Below are 20,727 nucleotides of genomic sequence, written 5' to 3'. Positions count from 1 at the left end.
GTGAATTCAGCCCGGAGCTGTTAAACTTGCCACCGTTAGTCTGGCGCCACAAGCCCAATAATCCGGAGTATATCGAGCTTGCCATGATAGAGACCCGCATCCATAAACGAGCCCTGGCCAGCGTTCTTGCCGCCGCCCTTTTTTCCGCCGGTTGTGCCAGCGTCAATCTTGATTCGCACATTGCGCAAACTGCCGATCAGGCCCTTGAAATGGCCAGCAGGGAAGACAACCTCGAGACGGCCCAGGCCTACCTGCTCAGAATTGCCAGCCGGTTCCAGGATCAGGGCGACCACGCGGCAGCCCGAACGCTACTCCAAAGTGAGCGGCTGGCGCAAGCTGCACCGGCACTTGAAAACCAGAAACTGCTCCTGTCCATGGCAAGCGCAACGGCGCTTGCCGATAAATCCTGGGCAAAAGAACTTGCCAGTGGGATGTCACCTTCGGATTTCATCGACTACCCGGCAGACCTGATGGCGCGGGCAGCAAATCTGCAAGCCGACACCTTCGCACTTGCAGAAAACCCGTTGTCCGCGGCCATGACCCTCATATTGCTGGCCCAGACCGACAATACTGCCGATGCACAGCAAATTCATGACCGGGTCTGGTCATTTCTGGAGCAAGTACCTGATGGCCAGCTGGATTCCGCCTCAGCGGATGCAATCGGCTATGAGGCCCAAGGCTGGCTGGAGCTGGCAAGGATTGTACGAGCACCCGATATCGGCATCGATGAACAGGGTCGGATCATACGCGGCTGGCAGAACAACTGGCCGGGCCATCCCGCCGCGCAGGTGCTGCCGTCCGACCTGCGGCTGATCGCGACACTTGCCGACAGCCGACCCGAGAAAATCGCTCTGGCGCTGCCCCTTAAAGGCCCGCTGGCAACAGCAGGGAAAGCGATTCGGGACGGTTTTCTTGCCGCCTACTACCTGGACGACTCCGCTAATCGCAGTAAAACCGATATCCGGATCTTTGACACCTCCGCAACACCGTTCAGCGAACTGTATCGCGAGCTTTCAGAACAGGACATTGATCTGGTGGTCGGCCCTCTTGAGAAAGAGGCCCTCGCCGGACTTGGTTCCATGAACACTCTTCCGATACCGGCTCTGGGACTGAATTACCTGCCATCCGGCACCCAGGCACCGGACGGCCTCTACCAGTTTGGCCTGTCAGCCGAAGATGAAGCGCGCCAGATAGCCGACAGACTGTTGGCCGAAGGGCTGCGTCAGGTGTTGGTACTTATTCCCCAAGGCGAGTGGGGCGACCGCGTGGAACAAGCGCTCCTGCAGCGGATCGCCGCCTCTGATGGTGTTGCCCTGGATATCGAACGCTTCTTCAGGGAAGACAATCTCAGGGCCGTGACAGCCGACCTGCTTGGCATTACCGTATCCCGTGACCGGGCCATCCAGGTCGAACGCACCATTGGTATAAACGTTGAATTCGAGCCCCGCCGTCGTCAGGATGCGGACGCCATCGTCATGGTGGCAGAGGCCACGGTCGCGCGCCAGTTCAAGCCGCTGTTTGCCTTCTATTTCGGGGGCGACCTGCCCGTTTATTCGCCCTCCATCATCTACGAAGGCACCCCATCGCCTTCCCGGGACCGTGACCTGAACGGGGTTATTTTCACCGATATTCCCTGGGTTCTCGGGGACGATAGCGAACTTCGCGCAGGGGCCACGGAGATCATGTCAGGCACCCGAGGCCAGCAAGGCCGACTGTTTGCCATGGGCGCAGACGCCTGGCACCTTAGCAAACGGCTACCACTGCTCAGGCAGGTCGACAGCGCCTCGATTGCGGGGCAGACCGGCGTCCTGACCATGACACCGTACGGCAGCATCCACCGGGAACAGCTATGGGCACAATTCCGGAACGGAACGCCGGAACTTCTGCCGAAGCTCACGCCCGGAGTCTCCGACACCTCTTCCCGAAATGTGGCAATGCCGGTCACCAGACAGAATTAAGGAACAATTCAATCGCCATGGATGGCACAAAAGCCCAGGGAAATCACTTCGAAGGCGTTGCGGCTCGCTACCTTGCCAGTCGCGGTGTCCGGATTGTTGAACGTAACGTTTATAATCGCGGCGGTGAGATAGATCTGATCGGCCGGGATGGCGAAACGCTGGTCTTCTTTGAAGTCCGGTACCGGGGGCCCGGCAGCCTCGTCGACCCCGCAAGCTCCATCAATTACCCAAAACAGAAGCGACTGATAAAGGCGGTTTCGTTTTATCTGCACAGGCATGGGCTCTGGAATAGCGTCTCACGAATTGACGTGGTTGCGATCAGCCCGGGTACCGTCAAAAAATACCGGGTACAATGGATCAGGAATGCAATTCTGGCAGGATGGTGATACTGACGATGACCGATACGGAACACCAGATCAATCAGTGGTTCGCAAGCCACATGGAGCACACGGCTCAGGCGGCAAGCACCGCAGGCCCCGCCATTGAGGATGTTGCAGACGCCTTCGTAGCCACCCTGCTCCAGGACGGAAAAATCATCACCTGCGCCAATGGTAACGCCAATATACTGGCCCAGTACTTCTGCACCTCACTCCTGAACAGATTTGAACAGGACAGGCCCGCGCTACCGGCCATCAACCTCGGGGCAGACGCTACTACCTACTCAGCTATCTGTCGGGACAACCGGTTCAACGACACCTTCTCGCGGCAGGTCAGAGCAATCGGCAAGCCCGGAGACCTGCTTTTTGTGATCGTTGACGATGGCCACAAAGCCAACCTCATTCAGGCCATCCAGGCCGCCCACGACCGGGAAATGAGCGTTGTTGTTCTCAGCGCCAGGGAGAAGTCCGACATTACCTCCCTCATGCATCCCGAAGACCACGAGATCGCGCTCAACAACCTGAGCCCAACCGAGGCAACACCCCTGCTACTGTTAATCATTAATGCGCTGTGCGGGCTGATCGACGGCAAGCTTTTCGGAGGATAAAAAAGCCAGCTTGCGCTGGCTTTCTGGAACGGGAAAAACGGCTACTTAACGACCTTGAGCGTCGGCCTTCCTGAGGGCCGATCCTCCTGCCCGGAAGGAGACTGGTCTCCGTCGCGCTCGCGGGTAGTGCCATCAGGATCCGGTGAGCCCGGCTCACTGCCGAACACCATGCCTTCACCATTCTCCTTCGCGTAGACCGCCATAACCGCCTGCAGAGGTATGAACACCTGCATGGGCACACCGCCGAAGCGGGCACTGAACTCCAGCGCACCATTACCGATGACCAGGCCACGAACGGCGCCCGGGCTTATATTCAGAACAATCTGCCCGTTTGCCACATGCTCGGTCGGCACCTGCACACCCTGAATGCCTGCATCCACCACAATGTAGGGCGTACAGTCATTGTCCAGAATCCACTCATTGAAAGCACGTACCAGGTACGGACGGCTGGACGTCATGGTGTTTTTGCTCTCAGCCACTGCCACTCTCCTGCTCCGGCCAGCGGAACGTTTCCAAATCAGCTGCGAATGTCTTCTTCCAGATCAGACAGGCTTGCTTTGAAACCCTCCCGGCTGAAAATGCTGTCCATGTATTTCTGCAGCGGCTTGGCCTGTTTTTCGTCGAGGTCGATACCTAGTGTCGGGAGACGCCATAGAATCGGCGCAATGCAGCAATCCACAATAGTGAACTCTTCGGACAGAAAGAAAGGCATTTCACCGAACAGCGGTGCCGTTGCCAGCAGGCTTTCCCGCAGCTCTTTACGCGCCGTCTCGGAAGCTTTGGCGTTTGGCTGGGCCAGAATCCGGTCAACCAGACCACACCAGTCTTTCTGGATACGATGGATCATCAGCCGGCTGTTGGCTCGGGCGACCGGATAAACCGGCAATAACGGCGGGTGAGGAAAACGCTCGTCGAGGTACTCCATCATGATATTGGGCTCATAAAGCACCAGATCACGATCCACCAGCGTCGGCAGGGCGTTGTATGGGTTCAGATCGGCCAGTTCGGCCGGCGGATTGTCCGGGTCCACATTAACGATATCAACGGTAACACCCTTCTCTGCCAGAACAATACGCACCCTGTGACTGTAATGACTGGCCGGATCCGAGAAAAACGTCATTGATGACCGCTTGGTCACAACGCCCATAGAACTACCTCACGAGTAAACAAACCGAAATGATCCTGAAAAAACGCAAAAATCCAGCGGGCCGGTTATTGCCCGCTGGAACTCAGGGGACGGGATTATACCCTATTTCTCAGTGTACGTCCTTCCAGTACTCACGATTGAGCAGGTAAGCGAACACAAAGAAGATGGCGACAAAGATCAGGACAAAAATCCCCAGGCGCTCACGCTCCAGCTTGACCGGATCGGCCATGTAGGACATGAAGTTGGTCAGGTCGTACATGGCCTGGTCAAACTCGGCGCCTGTCATGCTGCCCTCAATCGCGTACTCAGGACAGACATCGGCGTTATTGATGCTGCCACTAAGCGGCTCGACACTGGCCTCAACACCGATGTGCGGCTCTACAGCGCAAAGCCCCTGAAGCCCAACCAGCGCATGTGGCATACCCACCAAGGGGAACACGACATTATTTACGCCGAACGGACGCGTCTCGTCCTTATAGAAACCACGCAGGTAGGAATAGACCCAGGCTTCACCACGCAGACGGGTTTCCAGGGTCAGGTCAGGCGGCGGCGCACCAAACCAGTCGGCGGCCATGTCCTTGTTCATGGAGTTTTTCATCAGCTCACCGATTTTGGCGCCAGTGAAGATCAGATTCGCCTCATAAAGCTCAGCCGGGATCTCCAGATCGTCGGCCACTCGCTTGTAGCGGGCGTATTCCATGGAATGACACCCCATGCAGTAGTTGGTGAATGTAGCTACACCACGCTGCAGAGACGCCTTATCAGAGTGATCTGACTCAAACGCGTCGAGAGACGCAGCACCTCCGGCTGCCAGCCCCAAGGCCGGCAGGAATGCGATGAAAAGACCAAAGATCAGCTTTCTCATTATCCTGTCACCCTCTCTGGAACTGGCTTGGTTTTCTCAATGCGCGTGTAGAACGGCATCAGAATGAAATAGAGGAAGTATACCGCCGTCAGAATCTGGGCGACCATCGTGCGCCCCTCGGTCGCCGGCACCAGCCCAAGGTAGCCGAGCACAACGAAGCTCACTGCAAAAGCCGCAAGCGCAATCTTGCTCAGCCAGCCCTTGTAACGGATGGAGCGAACCGGGCTCCTGTCAAGCCACGGCAGGACAAACAGAATCGCAATGGCGCCACCCATCACAACCACACCCCAGAACTTCGCCGGCAAACCGAACAACTCCATGGTGACCGCACGCAGCATGGCGTAGAACGGCGTGAAGTACCACACAGGAGCGATATGCGCAGGAGTCTTGAGCGGATTGGCGGGCTCAAAGTTTGGCTTCTCCAGGAACAGGCCACCCACTTCCGGAAAATAGAAGACTACGACAAAGAAGATGAAGAAGAAGACCGCCACGCCGAGCAGGTCATGGACCGAATAGTAAGGGTGAAACGGAATGCCGTCTTTAGGAATGCCGTTCTCGTCCTTGTTCTTCTTGATTTCGATACCGTCGGGGTTATTCGATCCGACTTCGTGCAGCGCCAGTATATGCAGCACCACAAGAGCCAGCAGTACGATCGGCAAGGCAACCACGTGCAGTGCAAAGAAGCGGTTAAGCGTTATGCCGGAAATCAGGTAATCTCCGCGAACCCACAGGGACAGGTCGTCACCGATCACCGGAATCGCGCCGAACAGGTTAACGATAACCTGAGCGCCCCAGTAGGACATCTGCCCCCAGGGCAGCAGATAACCCATGAAAGCCTCAGCCATCAGCGCCAAATAGATCAGCATGCCAAACAGCCAGATCAATTCACGGGGCTTTTGGTATGAGCCATACATCAGGCCCCGGAACATGTGGAGATACACCACAATGAAGAACGCGGACGCACCGGTGGAGTGCAGATAGCGAAGCAGCCACCCCCACTCAACATCCCGCATGATGTACTCGACGGAGGCGAACGCACCTTCCGAGGTCGGGTTGTAGCTCATGGTCAGCCAGATACCGGTAACCAACTGGTTGACCAGCACCAACATGGCCAGGGAACCAAAGAAGTACCACGCATTAAAGTTTTTCGGCGCGTAATACTTGGCAAGGTGTTTGTTCCAGGCGTCAACAATTGGCAGACGCTCGTCTACCCAACTAATCAGCTTTTGCATTACGCTGCCTCCGGATCAAGACCAATCGTGACGGTCGCGTCATCGTCGAAGCGATAAGGCGGAATCTCGAGGTTAAGGGGGGCAGGCTGCGACAGGTAAACCCGGCCCGCCATGTCGTAGCGGGACCCGTGGCAGGGGCAGAACAGGCCACCCAGCCATTTCTCGCCCAGATCGGCCGGCGCGATTTCCGGACGATACGCTGGAACACAACCGAGATGAGTGCAGATAGCAACCATCACGGCAATTTCCGGCTTCAGGGAGCGGAAAGTGCCATCCGTGATATACTCAGGCTGCTGGGGCTCTTCCGAATTCGGATCCCGCAGCCGGTCGGTCTGCTTTTTGATATTTGTAAGCATTTCCTCTGTTCGGCGGATAACCCAGACCGGCTTACCCCGCCACTCGACGGTAATCTGCTGACCCGGTTCAACCTTATTGACATTGACGGTTACCGGTGCACCTGCTGCTTCCGCTTTGGCACTGGGATTCCAGGATGCCACGAAAGGAACGGCCGCACCGACGACGCCGACACCACCCACCACAGACGTAGCACCGATCAGAAACCGGCGCCGGCCTTGGCTTACGTCGCCATTACTCATTATGGTTTTCTCCCATCAGGCGATGTCACAGCCGGCAATTCCGCCGGCAATGTGCATCTAAAAGGACTTCACAACCCAAAAATATAAGCGAACAAATGGTAATGAAATTACCAGGGGCTTACAAGTCGGAAAGCCACGACTGGCGCCTTATCCCTGCTCCAGATCAATTTGCTGGCAAATCATCCGAACATAAAAAAACCCGACCGAAGGGGCCGGGTTTTTCAGGATCTGCTCCAGCAATATTAACGCTTGGAGTACTGAGGACGCTTACGCGCCTTGCGCAGACCCACTTTCTTACGCTCAACTTCACGGGCGTCACGGGTAACATAACCCGCTTTGCGCAGAGCTGGGCGCAGAGTTTCATCATAATCCATCAGTGCCCGGGTTAGGCCGTGGCGAATCGCGCCAGCCTGGCCACTGATACCACCACCCTTAACGGTGATGTTGAGATCGAAACGATCGGTAGATTCAGCAACCACAAGCGGCTGACGAACGATCATGCGCAGAGTCTCACGACCGAAGAAATCTTCGATAGAGCGACCATTGATGGAAATATTACCGCTTCCCGGCTTGATAAAGACTCGAGCCGTGGATGTCTTGCGGCGACCAGTACCGTAATTTTGTGCTACAGACATATCCGCCTTCCGTTAAATGTCGAGTTCTTTGGGCTGCTGGGCTGCGTGAGGATGCTCAGCGCCGGCATAGATTTTCAGCTTCTTGAACATGGCGCGGCCGAGCGGACCCTTCGGAAGCATGCCTTTGACAGACTTCTGAATAATTTGCTCGGGCGCCTTGTCGACCAGCTTCTCGAAGTTGATGGACTTGATTCCACCCGGAAAGCCGGTGTGACTATAGTACATCTTGTCAAATGCCTTGTTGCCAGTCACCCGCACCTGGCCCGCATTGATCACAACAATGTAATCGCCAGTGTCTACATGGGGGGTGTACTCAGGCTTATGCTTGCCCCGCAGACGACGGGCGATTTCGGTTGACAGACGACCCAGCGTCTTGCCGGCTGCGTCTACAACGTACCAGTCACGCTTTACTGTTTCTGGTTTCGCACTCAGAGTCTTCATTGATTCCGCCTTGAACGCTATATAAGAAACGTTAAAAACCACCACCGGTAAATGCTTTGCATCCGGAGGGGTCTCTATACCTGTTAGTTGGTCGGCAGTGACACTATTCGGGGCTGAGATAGTGACATCGCCTTGAAAAGCCAGGGCGCGAAGTATACTCGAACCACCCGGGAAATCCAACCCTGTCTCGCGCTGTTTCGTTATTCCCCTATACCGGCAGCGGGCCACCCGTATAATCTCGACACATTACCCTTTAGCGCCAGCGCCAGCGCTTCCGGTTCCACCCCCCGGATTTCTGCCAGAATGTCCAGAATTTGCGGCAGATAGACCGGAGAATTCCGCCCCGGCCGGACGCCTTCAGGTGCCATATCCGGTGCGTCTGTCTCGAGCACCAGGGATTCAGTTGGCAGCCTTGCAATGGCATCGCGGGTCTTGCGCGCCCGGGGATGGGTAATCACTCCGCCAACCCCTATGAAACAGCCCAGATCGACCAGCTTTTCCGCCTGCTGAAAGCTTCCGGAAAAACCGTGAATCAAGGCCCGACCACTCCACTGCCTGCGATTGAGCAGGCCGTGCACCTCATCATGGGTTTTAACCGAGTGAATAACCAGCGGCATATTCAGTTCGGACGCCAGACTCACCTGAGCCTCAAACCAGGGCCATTGAGCCTCAAGGCTTCCCCTGAGCCGGTCCAGCCCGCACTCGCCGATTGCGACACAACGCTCGGGCTTACTCGCCAGCAACTGCTCAAGCGCAACGAGGTCTTGCCCGGAATGCTCATCCACAAACCACGGGTGAATCCCCAGACAGTAAAACAGACCCTCATGGGCCAGCGCTGTTCGCCGAACCCTGCCCCAGTCCGGTCGGCGCACACCAGGTATGACCAAACGACTGACACCGCGGGAGCGAGCCCGCTCAAGCTCCGTCTCGCGACGGCCGTCAAACTGTGGAAAATCGAAATGGCAGTGGGCGTCGATCAGTTGCAAAGTCACCTCCGCCCAGGCGCCTTCAGTGCTCCCGGGTCTTGTGGAACTGTATGTCGGGGTACCGTTCTTGGGCCAGATTCAGGTTTACCATGGTCGGGGCAATATAGGCCAGCCGGTCGCTGCCATCGAGCGCCAGGTTGTCGTTGTTCTTGCGCTGGAACTCATCGAGTTTTCGCTCGTCATTGCAGGTCACCCAGCGGGCAGTGGCCACATTAATCGGCTCATAGACGGCCTCGACCTTGTATTCGCTTTTCAGACGACTGACCACCACATCAAACTGCAACACACCTACCGCACCCACAATAAGATCGTTGTTACGGAGCGGCCTGAAGACCTGAACGGCGCCCTCCTCGGACAGCTGTATCAGGCCCTTCTGGAGCTGCTTGGCCTTGAGCGGATCCTTGAGTCGGATACGGCGGAACAGTTCCGGAGCGAAATTCGGAATCCCGGTAAATTTCATGTCTTCGCCGGCGGTGAACGTATCACCCAGCTGAATGGTGCCGTGATTGTGCAGGCCAATAATGTCGCCCGCAAAGGCCTCTTCGGCGTGTTCCCGATCACCGGCCATAAAAGTCAGTGCGTCGGAAAAACGCACCTCTTTGCCGATGCGCACATGACGGGCCTTCATACCCTGACTGTAGTTACCGGATACGATGCGGAGGAACGCCACACGGTCTCGGTGCTGGGGATCCATGTTTGCCTGGATCTTGAACACAAATCCCGAAAACCCGTCTTCGGCCGGCTGCACCAGCCTCTGGTCGGTTTCCCGGGGCTGCGGCTCCGGCGCCCACTCCACCAAACCGTCCAGCATGTGGTCGACGCCGAAGTTGCCCAAAGCGGTACCAAAGAATACCGGTGTCAGCTCACCTGCGAGAAAGGCTTCCTGATCAAATTGATGGGAAGCGCCCTTGACCAGCTCGATTTCATCCCGCAAGTCTTCGGCGTATGCCCCAACCGCCTGTTCCAGCTCCGGGTTATCCAGCCCTGCGATAACCCGTTTTTCCTGAATGGTGTGGCCCTGACCGGATTGATAAAGAATCACCTCATCCCGGAGCAGGTGGTAAACGCCCTTGAAGCTCTTGCCCATTCCGATCGGCCAGGTAATTGGCGCGCAGGCAATTTTCAGAATATCCTCAACTTCGTCCATCAACTCCACCGGATCCCGGGTATCCCGGTCCAGCTTGTTCATGAAGGTAATAATGGGGGTGTCACGCAAACGCGTGACTTCCATCAGCTTGATGGTCCGTTCCTCAACGCCCTTGGCACTGTCGATCACCATCAGGCAGGAATCGACCGCCGTCAGGGTACGATACGTATCTTCGGAAAAATCCTCATGACCCGGCGTATCCAGCAGGTTCACCAGCTTGCCACCATAGGGAAACTGCATGACCGATGTGGTCACGGAAATACCACGCTCTTTCTCCATTTCCATCCAGTCCGACTTGGCATGCTGGCCGGACTTCTTTCCTTTGACGGTACCGGCCTTCTGAATCGCCTGGCCGAATAACAGGACCTTCTCGGTAATGGTGGTTTTACCGGCGTCCGGGTGCGAGATAATCGCGAAGGTGCGGCGCTTGGCCACTTCCTGGGAAAGGTTAGACATAGTCGGAGAGCAACCTGAATCTGATGTTCTGGAAAAGGCCGCTATTATAGGGCCTAACCAGCTGTTACGCGAACACAAGCAATGCCGGTCACTGGCCGAGGCCAAGAACCATCACCCGGGCATCCTCCCGGCCATTGGCTGAAGGGTAGTACCCGGGGCGACGCCCTATTTCCCTGAAACCCTCATCTTCATAGAGCGCTATGGCAGCTTTGTTGCTGGCTCGCACTTCCAGTAAAAGCTGTGACATGCCTTCATGGGACGCGGCAGCGAGCACATGCCTCAGAAGCTGTCGGCCGACTCCCTTGCCACGAACTCGGGGGTGCATGCAAATATTCAGGAGGTGCGCCTCGCCGACCACGTAGGTGACAACCGCGTATCCCACAAGCGATTCGCCCTGACAGGCTGCCCAGAAGCGATAACTGTCCTTGAAACAGTCGAGGAATACCGCTTCGCTCCACGGATAAGAATAACCCTGCAGCTCAATATCCAATACCGCGGTGATGTCCTCTGGCACCAGCGGCCGAAACAGAAGGTCTGCCTCCATCACGCACTGGTAAGGCTCCGGACAGGGCATCAGCGGCCTGCCATAGCCTTGAGCTGATGCCAGAGCGAACGCTTCATAGCGGGATCGCCGGCAAGTTCAGCGAGAGAGTGCTGGAAATTAACCGTTATATCGCGCCCCAGGGCTTCTGCCAGCCAATCTTTTCCGGTCTCGGCCTCGGTTCCCAGCACAACAACTTTCTGGTGATCCAGCCCGGACAGGACATTGCGCATCACCTCAACAAGGTCACCGGTAGAATTTCCGGGAACCAGAAGATTATTGAACACGGGCCAGCGCACGTGGCCCAAAACCCGCCCCCCCTGTTCGCCCAGACTCTTGAGAATGTTCAGCGCCAGGGTTTCCTGGAGCCGGGTACTGGCTTCGGCCGATATGGCTGCTATGAGGGCAACATTATCGCCGGCCAGGAGCATCAGGCTTATATTTCTGACCGGGTTCTCCGGAACTCCTGCGACAACCTCACCTGCAGGCTCTGGTTGCGGCGAATTCTGGTCCGCACCCACCGGAGATTCCTGTTCCGGAGACTCAGACGCAGGCTTCTCCAAAGCCCCGGTACCGCCCTCCATCAACGCCTGCAGATCGGCAATTCGTGCGGCACCCTGATTGCGGTTCCTGACCGACGGCACTGACCGGGCCGTTTTTCCGGAAACCCCGCACGGGCGAGAGGCAGGCTCGGAAATTTCCAGCGGAACCTCCGCAACAGCTGCCTCTTCCGGGAATTCAAATTCCGGACTCGGCGCCGCACCAGGCAGTGGCTGGCGGGCATACCATACACGGATGCCTGCCGCTCCCAGATAGAACTGGCGCTCTGCTTCTGACCTAATCATTGAGCTCGCCTGTGGTTTCCAAGCAGTTGTAAAACTTCAGACATCCGCTACCTGTGGATGTTGCCGAATGCCGCCTTTGCTGATCAGATTAAGGGCTTCAATGTAGGCCTTTGCAGAAGCGATGATGATATCGGTATCGGCCCCAACGCCGTTAACGATCCGACCGCCCCGCTCAAGACGCACCGTTACCTCGCCCTGGGCGTCGGTACCACTGGTGATATTGTTGACGGAATAAAGCTGGAGGTTGCATCCGGAGTCCACCAGGGACTCAATGGCCTTGAACGTGGCATCTACAGGGCCGCTGCCTTCGGCTTCCACCTTGTGCTCTTTGCCATCCATCGTCAGTGTGAGATTTGCCTTGGGAACCACGCCGGTTTCCGAACAGACCTGCATACAGACCAGACCGTAACGGCCATCTTCCTCCTTCTGGCGGGTATCACTGGCGATCGCCTGCAGATCTTCATCGAAAATCTCGTGTTTCAGGTCCGCCAGAGCCTTGAACCGCGTGAACGCCTCATTCAGCTCTGTCTCGGTTTCGAACTGGATACCCAGCTCAAGTAACCGCGTGCGGAAGGCATTTCGGCCGGAATGCTTACCCAATACCAGACTGTTGGTGTGCCAGCCCACATCCTGGGCACGCATGATTTCATAGGTCTCACGATGCTTGAGAACACCATCCTGATGAATGCCGGACTCATGGGCAAAGGCATTGGCGCCGACAATGGCCTTGTTGGGCTGAACGGGGAAACCGGTGATGGTCGAGACCAGGCGCGAAGCCGGGACAATATGTTGTGCCTCGATTCGGGTATCGATATGGAACAGATCCTGACGGGTACGAACGGCCATCACAACCTCTTCCAAAGCAGCGTTACCGGCACGCTCACCCAAACCATTTATGGTGCATTCTACCTGGCGAGCTCCCTGGGAAACAGCGGCCAGCGAGTTGGCCACGGCAAGGCCGAGATCGTTGTGACAATGCACCGAGAAAATCGCCTTATCGGCATTGGGAATGCGATTCAGGAGCTGACGAATGGTTTCGCCAAACTGTTCGGGAATCGCATAGCCCACGGTATCCGGGATGTTAATGGTGCGGGCTCCGGCGTCTATCGCCGCCTCAATGATACGACACAGAAAATCAAGCTCGGAACGGCCGGCGTCTTCGCAGGAAAACTCCACATCGTCCACGTGGCTACGGGCTCTCTTTACTGCCCGCACAGCCTGCCCGACAACATCGTCTGGCTGCATCTGGAGCTTGTGCTTCATGTGGATTGGAGAGGTGGCAATGAAGGTATGAATACGGCCACGCTCGGCCGGTCTGATCGCCTCGGCGGCACGGTCGATGTCATTATCAAGCGCCCGGGCAAGGCTACAGACCGTTGAGTCTTTTATCGACTCGGCGATTGATTTCACCGCCTCGAAATCACCCTGACTGGCAATGGCAAAACCCGCCTCTATAACGTCAACGCGAAGCCTTTCCAGCGCTTTGGCAATACGGAGCTTCTCCGCCTTGTTCATGGTGGCGCCGGGGCTTTGCTCACCATCACGGAGCGTTGTATCGAAGATAACCAAATGCTCAGTTGCAGACATAAGCCCCTCTGTCAGGAACACCAAAGAATAGGAATTAACGGGAGTATATCACTCTGTTCAGGTCAGTTGCCTGCATCGCTCCAGAGGACGCAGCAGTTACGCCCGGCATTCTTGGCCCGGTAGAGGGCCTGGTCCGCCCGGGAAATCAACCAGTCCAAGGCGATCCCGGCGCCCTCGCTGACCGCAAGCCCTACCGAGATTGTCGGCCGGAGCCCGTCGCAAACTTCACCATGATCGATGGAAACCACGGCTTTTCGCAACCGCTCGGCCACCTCAAGCGCCTGCACTGTACCATTTTCCGGAATCAGGGCCGCAAATTCCTCCCCACCCAACCGGCCCAATACGTCGTATTCCCGCAATTCCTTGCTGAGAGCCGCAGTGATGTTACACAGCACACAATCGCCGACCTGATGACCATACTCATCATTTACCAGCTTGAAAAAGTCCACATCGATCACCAACAGGGCACAGTCCCTGCCTGCGCGGCGACAGCGGCTCACTTCCTGCTGGGCAAGGCGCAGAAAGTTGCGGCGGTTATTAATGCCGGTGAGATCATCGGTATTGGCCTGCGTGCTCAGCTTGGCTGTGAGTCTCTCCAACTTGCGCTCTATACGTTTCTGCTCGGTGATATCTGTAAAGAAAGTGAACATCTCGCCGCCTTCGGTAAGCTGCTCGGTAAGCTGCACCCAGCGTCCATCCAACATATCTGTTTGAAAGGAACGGTAGCGATGGCGACGGCGCTTTTGGTGGGCCATGGCCAGCCACTGTTCAATGTCGTCAGTTTCAATATTTATCCCGACATGCTCTCGATAGCAGTGGCGCACCAGCTCTTCAAAGGTTTTACCCTGGGCCTGCTGCGGCGTTAAGCCAAATAATGCGGCGTTGGCGCTGTTGGAGAAGATGAGACGGTCGTCCGGGTCAAAGATGCCAATCCCGTCTGCGGTAATTTCCATGGCCTCGAGCAGCAGCCTGAGAGTTTTCTCTGACAGGCCGGCACTAATACCGCCTGCTTCACAGTCGATACCGCCAGGACCTTTCTTCGGACTGCATGGCATTGACAGCATGCCCTTCAGGATAAAAAGTGGCCAGAATCTTAATCAAGACTCCTCCCAAACTATATAGTATACGATAGCAAATGGCGCGTAACGCTTTGTGTCCCCGGGTTTCCCGGGCCTACCCGAAACTCTGGGGCGAAGAGACAGCGCAGATCACGATGAGGGCATGCGACTGCTCAAGAAGCTCTATCTAAAAGTGCCTTGGCTGACTCCGTGCCTTCGGCCACCACTGTCTCGCAGCTAATAAAAAACCCCAGCACCTTGCGGTACTGGGGTTTTGTATTAGGAGCCTGACGATGACCTACATTGCTCAGGCCTGCGGCGTGCGTGGCACGCCTTGTCACATGGGGGCCGTTGTAGTGCACAGCAGGGCCTCGATCCAAAACAAAAAAGCCCCGGCAGCTATTGCTGTCGGGGCTTGTTTATATTAGGAGCCTGACGATGACCTACTCTCACATGGGCAACGCCACACTACCATCGGCGCTGGTCTGTTTCACTTCTGAGTTCGGGATGGGATCAGGTGGTTCCAGACCGCTATGGTCGTCAGGCAAAACGGTTGATCACTGGGGGACGAGATGGAACGTTCAGGGTGTTTTCTGAGTGATAATCGATTTCGGTTTGCGTTACCCGCAATTGTCTTGGGTGTTATATAGTCAAGCCGCACGAGCAATTAGTATCGGTTAGCTCAACGCCTCGCAGCGCTTACACACCCGACCTATCAACGTCCTGGTCTTGAACGGCTCTTCAGGGCCCTCGAGGGGCCAGGGAGATCTCATCTTGGAAGGGGCTTCCCGCTTAGATGCTTTCAGCGGTTATCCTGTCCGAACATAGCTACCGGGCAATGCCACTGGCGTGACAACCCGAACACCAGAGGTTCGTCCACTCCGGTCCTCTCGTACTAGGAGCAGCTTTCCTCAAATCTCCAACGTCCACGGCAGATAGGGACCGAACTGTCTCACGACGTTCTAAACCCAGCTCGCGTACCACTTTAAATGGCGAACAGCCATACCCTTGGGACCGGCTTCAGCCCCAGGATGTGATGAGCCGACATCGAGGTGCCAAACACCGCCGTCGATGTGAACTCTTGGGCGGTATCAGCCTGTTATCCCCGGAGTACCTTTTATCCGTTGAGCGATGGCCCTTCCATACAGAACCACCGGATCACTATGACCTACTTTCGTACCTGCTCGACGTGTCTGTCTCGCAGTTAAGCGGGCTTGTGCCATTACACTAACCGCATGATGTCCGACCATGCTTAGCCCACCTTTGTGCTCCTCCGTTACGCTTTGGGAGGAGACCGCCCCAGTCAAACTACCCACCACACAGTGTCCTCATCCCCGATCAGGGGACCAAGTTAGAACCTCAAACAGGTCAGGCTGGTATTTCAAGGTTGGCTCCATGAGAACTGGCGTTCCCACTTCAAAGCCTCCCAGCTATCCTACACAAACATGCTCAAAGTTCACTGTGAAGCTATAGTAAAGGTTCACGGGGTCTTTCCGTCTAGCCGCGGATACACCGCATCTTCACGGCGATTTCAATTTCACTGAGTCTCGGGTAGAGACAGCGCCCCCATCGTTACGCCATTCGTGCAGGTCGGAACTTACCCGACAAGGAATTTCGCTACCTTAGGACCGTTATAGTTACGGCCGCCGTTTACCGGGGCTTCGATCAAGAGCTTCGCGCAAGCGCTAACCCCATCAATTAACCTTCCGGCACCGGGCAGGCGTCACACCGTATACGTCCACTTTCGTGTTTGCACAGTGCTGTGTTTTTAATAAACAGTCGCAGGGGCCTGGTATCTTCGACCGGCGTCCGCTCCACCCGCAGGGGCTTCACGTAATACCGGCGTGCCTTCTCCCGAAGTTACGGCACCATTTTGCCTAGTTCCTTTACCCGAGTTCTCTCAAGCGCCTTGGTATTCTCTACCTGACCACCTGTGTCGGTTTGGGGTACGGTCCCGAATAGCCTGAAGCTTAGAAGATTTTCCTGGAAGCAGGGCATCAATGACTTCCCGCTCTATGAGCAGTCGTCGTCGCGTCTCGAGATTGTGGACCCGGATTTGCCTAAGTCCACTCCCTACTCGCTTAAACCGGGACAACCGTCGCCCGGCTCACCTAGCCTTCTCCGTCTCTCCATCGCAGCTATCCAAGGTACGGGAATATTAACCCGTTTCCCATCGACTACACCTTTCGGTCTCGCCTTAGGGGCCGACTCACCCTGCGCCGATTAGCGTTGCGCAGGAACCCTTGGTCTTCCGGCGTGGGGGTTTTTCACCCCCATTGTCGTTACTCATGTCAGCATTCGCACTTCTGATACCTCCAGCATGCTTCTCAACACACCTTCGCAGGCTTACAGAACGCTCCCCTACCCCGTGCACTTGCGTGCACAGCCGCAGCTTCGGTGACCAGTTTGAGCCCCGTTACATCTTCCGCGCAGGCCGACTCGACTAGTGAGCTATTACGCTTTCTTTAAAGGATGGCTGCTTCTAAGCCAACCTCCTAGCTGTCTGAGCCTTCCCACATCGTTTCCCACTTAACTGGTACTTGGGGACCTTAGCTGGCGGTCTGGGTTGTTTCCCTCTTCACGATGGACGTTAGCACCCACCGTGTGTCTCCCGGATAGTACTCACAGGTATTCGGAGTTTGCATCGGGTTGGTAAGTCGGGATGACCCCTAGCCGAAACAGTGCTCTACCCCTGTGGTATTCGTCCGAGGCGCTACCTAAATAGCTTTCGGGGAGAACCAGCTATCTCCGGGCTTGATTAGCCTTTCACTCCGATCCACAAGTCATCCCCTGGCTTTTCAACGACAGTGGGTTCGGTCCTCCAGTTGATGTTACTCAACCTTCAACCTGCTCATGGATAGATCGCCCGGTTTCGGGTCTATGCCCAGCGACTAAATCGCCCTATTCAGACTCGGTTTCCCTACGGCTCCCCTAAACGGTTAACCTCGCCACTGAACATAAGTCGCTGACCCATTATACAAAAGGTACGCCGTCACGGAACACGTCCGCTCCGACTGCTTGTACGCATACGGTTTCAGGATCTATTTCACTCCCCTCACAGGGGTTCTTTTCGCCTTTCCCTCACGGTACTGGTTCACTATCGGTCAGTCAGGAGTATTTAGCCTTGGAGGATGGTCCCCCCATGTTCAGACAGGATATCACGTGTCCCGTCCTACTCGATTTCACTGAACTTAGGTTTCGGATACGGGGCTATCACCCACTATGGCGGCCCTTTCCAGAGCCTTCTCCTACCCGTCGTCCAGCTTAAGGGCTGGTCCCCGTTCGCTCGCCGCTACTGAGGGAATCTCGGTTGATTTCTTTTCCTCGGGGTACTTAGATGTTTCAGTTCCCCCGGTTCGCCCCGCACAGCTATGTATTCACTGTACGGTACCGACCCGAAAGTCGGTGGGTTTCCCCATTCAGAGATGCCCGGATCACAGCTTGTTTGCCAGCTCCCCGAGCCTTATCGCAGGCTTCCACGTCTTTCATCGCCTCTGACTGCCAAGGCATCCACCGTATGCGCTTAGTTGCTTGACTATATAACCCCAAGACAACTGTTCACGAATCAACATCCCTTACCAGGCAAGCCTGACAAAGAACCCTGTTTCGAGACAGTCACTTGAAGCAATATAACAACCACTTCAACGACAACACCGGATAACGCTTGAAATCGCTATCACATTGAACACGTTTTCTCGGAGATAATGAGAAAACGTCTTCGTGTTCTATCTCGTCCAATTTGTTAAAGAGCAAATCTGACCCAGTGATCAGAAAGAAGGCCTTCAGCCATAACCCTTAACTCGGTCATCAAACTGAAAAACTTGTTTCTGTACACTGCCAACTCGCGTTGGTCAGTAAATTTGGTGGAGCTAGGCAGGATCGAACTGCCGACCTCCTGCGTGCAAGGCAGGCGCTCTCCCAGCTGAGCTATAGCCCCGTCTACTTGTCCAGCTTCTGTCACTCGTCGTTGCAGCCTTCATTCGCATCCGTCATGACCCATCGAGGGTCACTCCTTTACTCATTCAAGCTGCGCCTAGATTGACAAAACCTGTCCGGCGCATCCGCGTTCGTCACTCACTTCGGGTTACCCAACCGGCGTGCCCCGCAACTCCAAGGCATGCTCCGAAAATTGGGTTAGCCTAGGCATCGGCGGGTGTAGCGTGCGAGTAGCACGTGAGCCCGGCGATAACGACGGATAACGCAATTTTGGTGGGTCTGGGTGGATTTGAACCACCGACCTCACCCTTATCAGGGGTGCGCTCTAACCAACTGAGCTACAGACCCAAAGGTACGGGCCTGTAAGACCCTTTGCTCTCTTTATTAGCCAACCAAGTAATTCGTGTGGACTCTGACCGAAGCCTTCGGCTTCGTTTAAGGAGGTGATCCAGCCGCAGGTTCCCCTACGGCTACCTTGTTACGACTTCACCCCAGTCATGAACCACACCGTGGTGATCGTCCTCCCGAAGGTTAGACTAACCACTTCTGGTGCAATCCACTCCCATGGTGTGACGGGCGGTGTGTACAAGGCCCGGGAACGTATTCACCGTGACATTCTGATTCACGATTACTAGCGATTCCGACTTCACGCAGTCGAGTTGCAGACTGCGATCCGGACTACGACGCGTTTTGTGAGATTGGCTCCCCCTCGCGGGTTTGCAGCCCTCTGTGCGCGCCATTGTAGCACGTGTGTAGCCCTGGCCGTAAGGGCCATGATGACCTGACGTCATCCCCACCTTCCTCCGGTTTGTCACCGGCAGTCTCCCTAGAGTTCTCAGCCAAACTGCTAGCAACTAGGGATAGGGGTTGCGCTCGTTACGGGACTTAACCCAACATCTCACGACACGAGCTGACGACGGCCATGCAGCACCTGTGTCTGAGTTCCCGAAGGCACCAATCCATCTCTGGAAAGTTCTCAGCATGTCAAGGCCAGGTAAGGTTCTTCGCGTTGCGTCGAATTAAACCACATGCTCCACCGCTTGTGCGGGCCCCCGTCAATTCATTTGAGTTTTAACCTTGCGGCCGTACTCCCCAGGCGGTCAACTTAGTGCGTTAGCTGCGCCACTAAGACTTCAAGAGTCCCAACGGCTAGTTGACATCGTTTACGGCGTGGACTACCAGGGTATCTAATCCTGTTTGCTCCCCACGCTTTCGCACCTCAGTGTCAGTGTTGGTCCAGGGTGCCGCCTTCGCCACTGGTGTTCCTTCCTATATCTACGCATTTCACCGCTACACAGGAAATTCCACACCCCTCTACCACACTCTAGCCTGACAGTTCGAAATGCCGTTCCCAGGTTAAGCCCGGGGCTTTCACATCTCGCTTATCAAACCACCTACGCGCGCTTTACGCCCAGTAATTCCGATTAACGCTTGCACCCTCCGTATTACCGCGGCTGCTGGCACGGAGTTAGCCGGTGCTTCTTCTGTGAGTAACGTCAATCCTCAAGGGTATTAACCTTAAGGCCTTCCTCCTCACTGAAAGTGCTTTACAACCCGAAAGCCTTCTTCACACACGCGGCATGGCTGGATCAGGGTTGCCCCCATTGTCCAATATTCCCCACTGCTGCCTCCCGTAGGAGTTCGGGCCGTGTCTCAGTCCCGATGTGGCTGATCATCCTCTCAGACCAGCTACGGATCGTCGCCTTGGTGGGCCTTTACCCCACCAACTAGCTAATCCGGCTTAGGCTCATCTGATAGCGCAAGGTCCGAAGATCCCCTGCTTTCCCCCGAAGGGCGTACGCGGTATTAATCCGGGTTTCCCCGGGCTATCCCCCACTACCAGGCAGATTCCTAAGCATTACTCACCCGTCCGCCGCTCGTCAGCATCCCGAAGGACCTGTTACCGCTCGACTTGCATGTGTTAAGCCTGCCGCCAGCGTTCAATCTGAGCCATGATCAAACTCTTCAGTTTAAATCATACAAGAATCCGAAGATCCTCTATTCTTGCTCAAGACAAAACTCAATTTCGACGAGTCACTGTCCTGATATTTCATCTCCGAAATACCTCGGCCAGCGCCCACACGAATTACTTGGTTAACTTTTTAAAGAGCGGTTGAGCCGTGGCTCAATCAAGGAGGCGTATTCTACATCGTTCCGCCACCCTGTCAACCGTTTATTTCGAACAATTTAAATATCAAATTTTCGAATACTTTCAAACAGTTGCTATCTTTCGGGAGGTTGCCGTAAGTGGCTTGTCCCTCAGAAGTGGTGCGCATTCTACAGACGTCAGGAAAACTGTCAACGAGGTTTTT

16 protein-coding genes, 2 tRNA genes and 3 rRNA genes are annotated in these 20,727 nt (G+C 55.7%); 3 read left to right on the top strand and 18 right to left on the bottom strand.

Annotated features, from left to right (window positions below):
- The first annotated feature begins 26 nt into the window (after window positions 1–26).
- From NLK58_RS17730 to NLK58_RS17720, 3 genes are read left to right on the top strand one after another with little or no spacing between them, the layout of a single operon-like run.
- Window positions 27–1,958: a penicillin-binding protein activator gene (locus tag NLK58_RS17730; RefSeq protein WP_341581400.1), complete on the top strand. Its 1,932-nt coding sequence runs from the start codon at window positions 27–29 to the stop codon at window positions 1,956–1,958.
- 17 nt (window positions 1,959–1,975) lie between these two features.
- On the top strand, window positions 1,976–2,344 hold the full coding sequence (locus NLK58_RS17725) for a YraN family protein (protein ID WP_117619615.1): 369 nt from the start codon (window positions 1,976–1,978) through the stop codon (window positions 2,342–2,344).
- A gap of 8 nt (window positions 2,345–2,352) precedes the next feature.
- Window positions 2,353–2,943, top strand: a complete 591-nt coding sequence (locus tag NLK58_RS17720) for an SIS domain-containing protein (protein WP_117620441.1) — start codon at window positions 2,353–2,355, stop codon at window positions 2,941–2,943.
- A 41-nt stretch (window positions 2,944–2,984) separates the two neighbouring features.
- Here NLK58_RS17720 and NLK58_RS17715 read toward each other — a convergent pair whose 3' ends face one another.
- From NLK58_RS17715 to NLK58_RS17630, 18 genes are all read right to left on the bottom strand, one after another.
- Entirely contained in the window at window positions 2,985–3,401 is a 417-nt protein-coding gene (locus NLK58_RS17715) for a ClpXP protease specificity-enhancing factor (protein ID WP_227539560.1), read from the bottom strand.
- Window positions 3,402–3,460: 59 nt separating this feature from the next.
- Window positions 3,461–4,090 carry a glutathione S-transferase N-terminal domain-containing protein gene (locus NLK58_RS17710; protein WP_117619613.1) on the bottom strand — a complete coding sequence of 210 codons (630 nt, stop codon included), beginning with the start codon at window positions 4,088–4,090 and terminating at the stop codon, window positions 3,461–3,463.
- A 109-nt stretch (window positions 4,091–4,199) separates the two neighbouring features.
- Entirely contained in the window at window positions 4,200–4,955 is a 756-nt protein-coding gene (locus tag NLK58_RS17705) for a cytochrome c1 (protein WP_117619612.1), read from the bottom strand.
- Window positions 4,955–6,187 (bottom strand): cytochrome bc complex cytochrome b subunit, encoded by a 1,233-nt coding sequence (locus tag NLK58_RS17700; RefSeq protein WP_341581399.1) that lies wholly within the window; start codon window positions 6,185–6,187, stop codon window positions 4,955–4,957. Before NLK58_RS17700 ends, NLK58_RS17705 begins: the two co-directional genes overlap by 1 nt.
- Entirely contained in the window at window positions 6,187–6,783 is a 597-nt protein-coding gene (petA, locus tag NLK58_RS17695; protein WP_341581398.1) for a ubiquinol-cytochrome c reductase iron-sulfur subunit, read from the bottom strand. The genes NLK58_RS17700 and petA overlap by 1 nt, the downstream gene beginning before the upstream one ends.
- A 242-nt stretch (window positions 6,784–7,025) precedes the next feature.
- A complete protein-coding gene (rpsI, locus tag NLK58_RS17690) occupies window positions 7,026–7,418 on the bottom strand; it encodes a 30S ribosomal protein S9 (protein ID WP_117619609.1) in 393 nt (130 codons plus the stop codon).
- Between the two features lie 12 nt (window positions 7,419–7,430).
- Complete coding sequence (gene rplM, locus NLK58_RS17685; protein WP_341581397.1) at window positions 7,431–7,859, bottom strand: 50S ribosomal protein L13; 429 nt, start codon at window positions 7,857–7,859, stop codon at window positions 7,431–7,433.
- Window positions 7,860–8,059: 200 nt separating this feature from the next.
- Complete coding sequence (locus NLK58_RS17680; RefSeq protein ID WP_117619607.1) at window positions 8,060–8,845, bottom strand: TatD family hydrolase; 786 nt, start codon at window positions 8,843–8,845, stop codon at window positions 8,060–8,062.
- Between the two features lie 22 nt (window positions 8,846–8,867).
- Window positions 8,868–10,448: a peptide chain release factor 3 gene (gene prfC, locus NLK58_RS17675; RefSeq protein ID WP_341581396.1), complete on the bottom strand. Its 1,581-nt coding sequence runs from the start codon at window positions 10,446–10,448 to the stop codon at window positions 8,868–8,870.
- A gap of 88 nt (window positions 10,449–10,536) precedes the next feature.
- On the bottom strand, window positions 10,537–11,022 hold the full coding sequence (gene rimI, locus NLK58_RS17670; RefSeq protein WP_117619605.1) for a ribosomal protein S18-alanine N-acetyltransferase: 486 nt from the start codon (window positions 11,020–11,022) through the stop codon (window positions 10,537–10,539).
- Window positions 11,022–11,834 (bottom strand): 2-isopropylmalate synthase, encoded by an 813-nt coding sequence (locus NLK58_RS17665; RefSeq protein WP_117619604.1) that lies wholly within the window; start codon window positions 11,832–11,834, stop codon window positions 11,022–11,024. The genes rimI and NLK58_RS17665 overlap by 1 nt, the downstream gene beginning before the upstream one ends.
- A gap of 36 nt (window positions 11,835–11,870) precedes the next feature.
- Window positions 11,871–13,421, bottom strand: a complete 1,551-nt coding sequence (locus tag NLK58_RS17660; RefSeq protein ID WP_117619603.1) for a 2-isopropylmalate synthase — start codon at window positions 13,419–13,421, stop codon at window positions 11,871–11,873.
- Window positions 13,422–13,483: 62 nt separating this feature from the next.
- Window positions 13,484–14,476, bottom strand: coding sequence for a sensor domain-containing diguanylate cyclase (locus NLK58_RS17655; RefSeq protein WP_162893764.1), 993 nt, complete (start codon window positions 14,474–14,476; stop codon window positions 13,484–13,486).
- 433 nt (window positions 14,477–14,909) lie between these two features.
- Window positions 14,910–15,024, bottom strand: a 5S ribosomal RNA gene (gene rrf / locus NLK58_RS17650).
- 101 nt (window positions 15,025–15,125) lie between these two features.
- Window positions 15,126–18,016 (bottom strand): 23S ribosomal RNA (locus NLK58_RS17645).
- Between the two features lie 324 nt (window positions 18,017–18,340).
- A tRNA-Ala gene (locus tag NLK58_RS17640) sits at window positions 18,341–18,416 on the bottom strand.
- Between the two features lie 270 nt (window positions 18,417–18,686).
- Window positions 18,687–18,763 (bottom strand) — tRNA-Ile (locus NLK58_RS17635).
- Window positions 18,764–18,851: 88 nt separating this feature from the next.
- Window positions 18,852–20,387: ribosomal RNA gene (locus NLK58_RS17630) — 16S ribosomal RNA — on the bottom strand.
- Together the 16S, 23S and 5S rRNA genes with 2 tRNA genes alongside form the textbook arrangement of a ribosomal RNA operon.
- Window positions 20,388–20,727 lie beyond the last annotated feature (340 nt).

Origin of the sequence: Marinobacter metalliresistant, from assembly GCF_038098645.1 — a bacterium.
GTDB lineage: Bacteria > Pseudomonadota > Gammaproteobacteria > Pseudomonadales > Oleiphilaceae > Marinobacter > Marinobacter metalliresistant.
The sequence above is the reverse complement of the archived record's forward strand: the minus strand, read 5'-3'. Positions and strand labels throughout refer to the sequence as shown.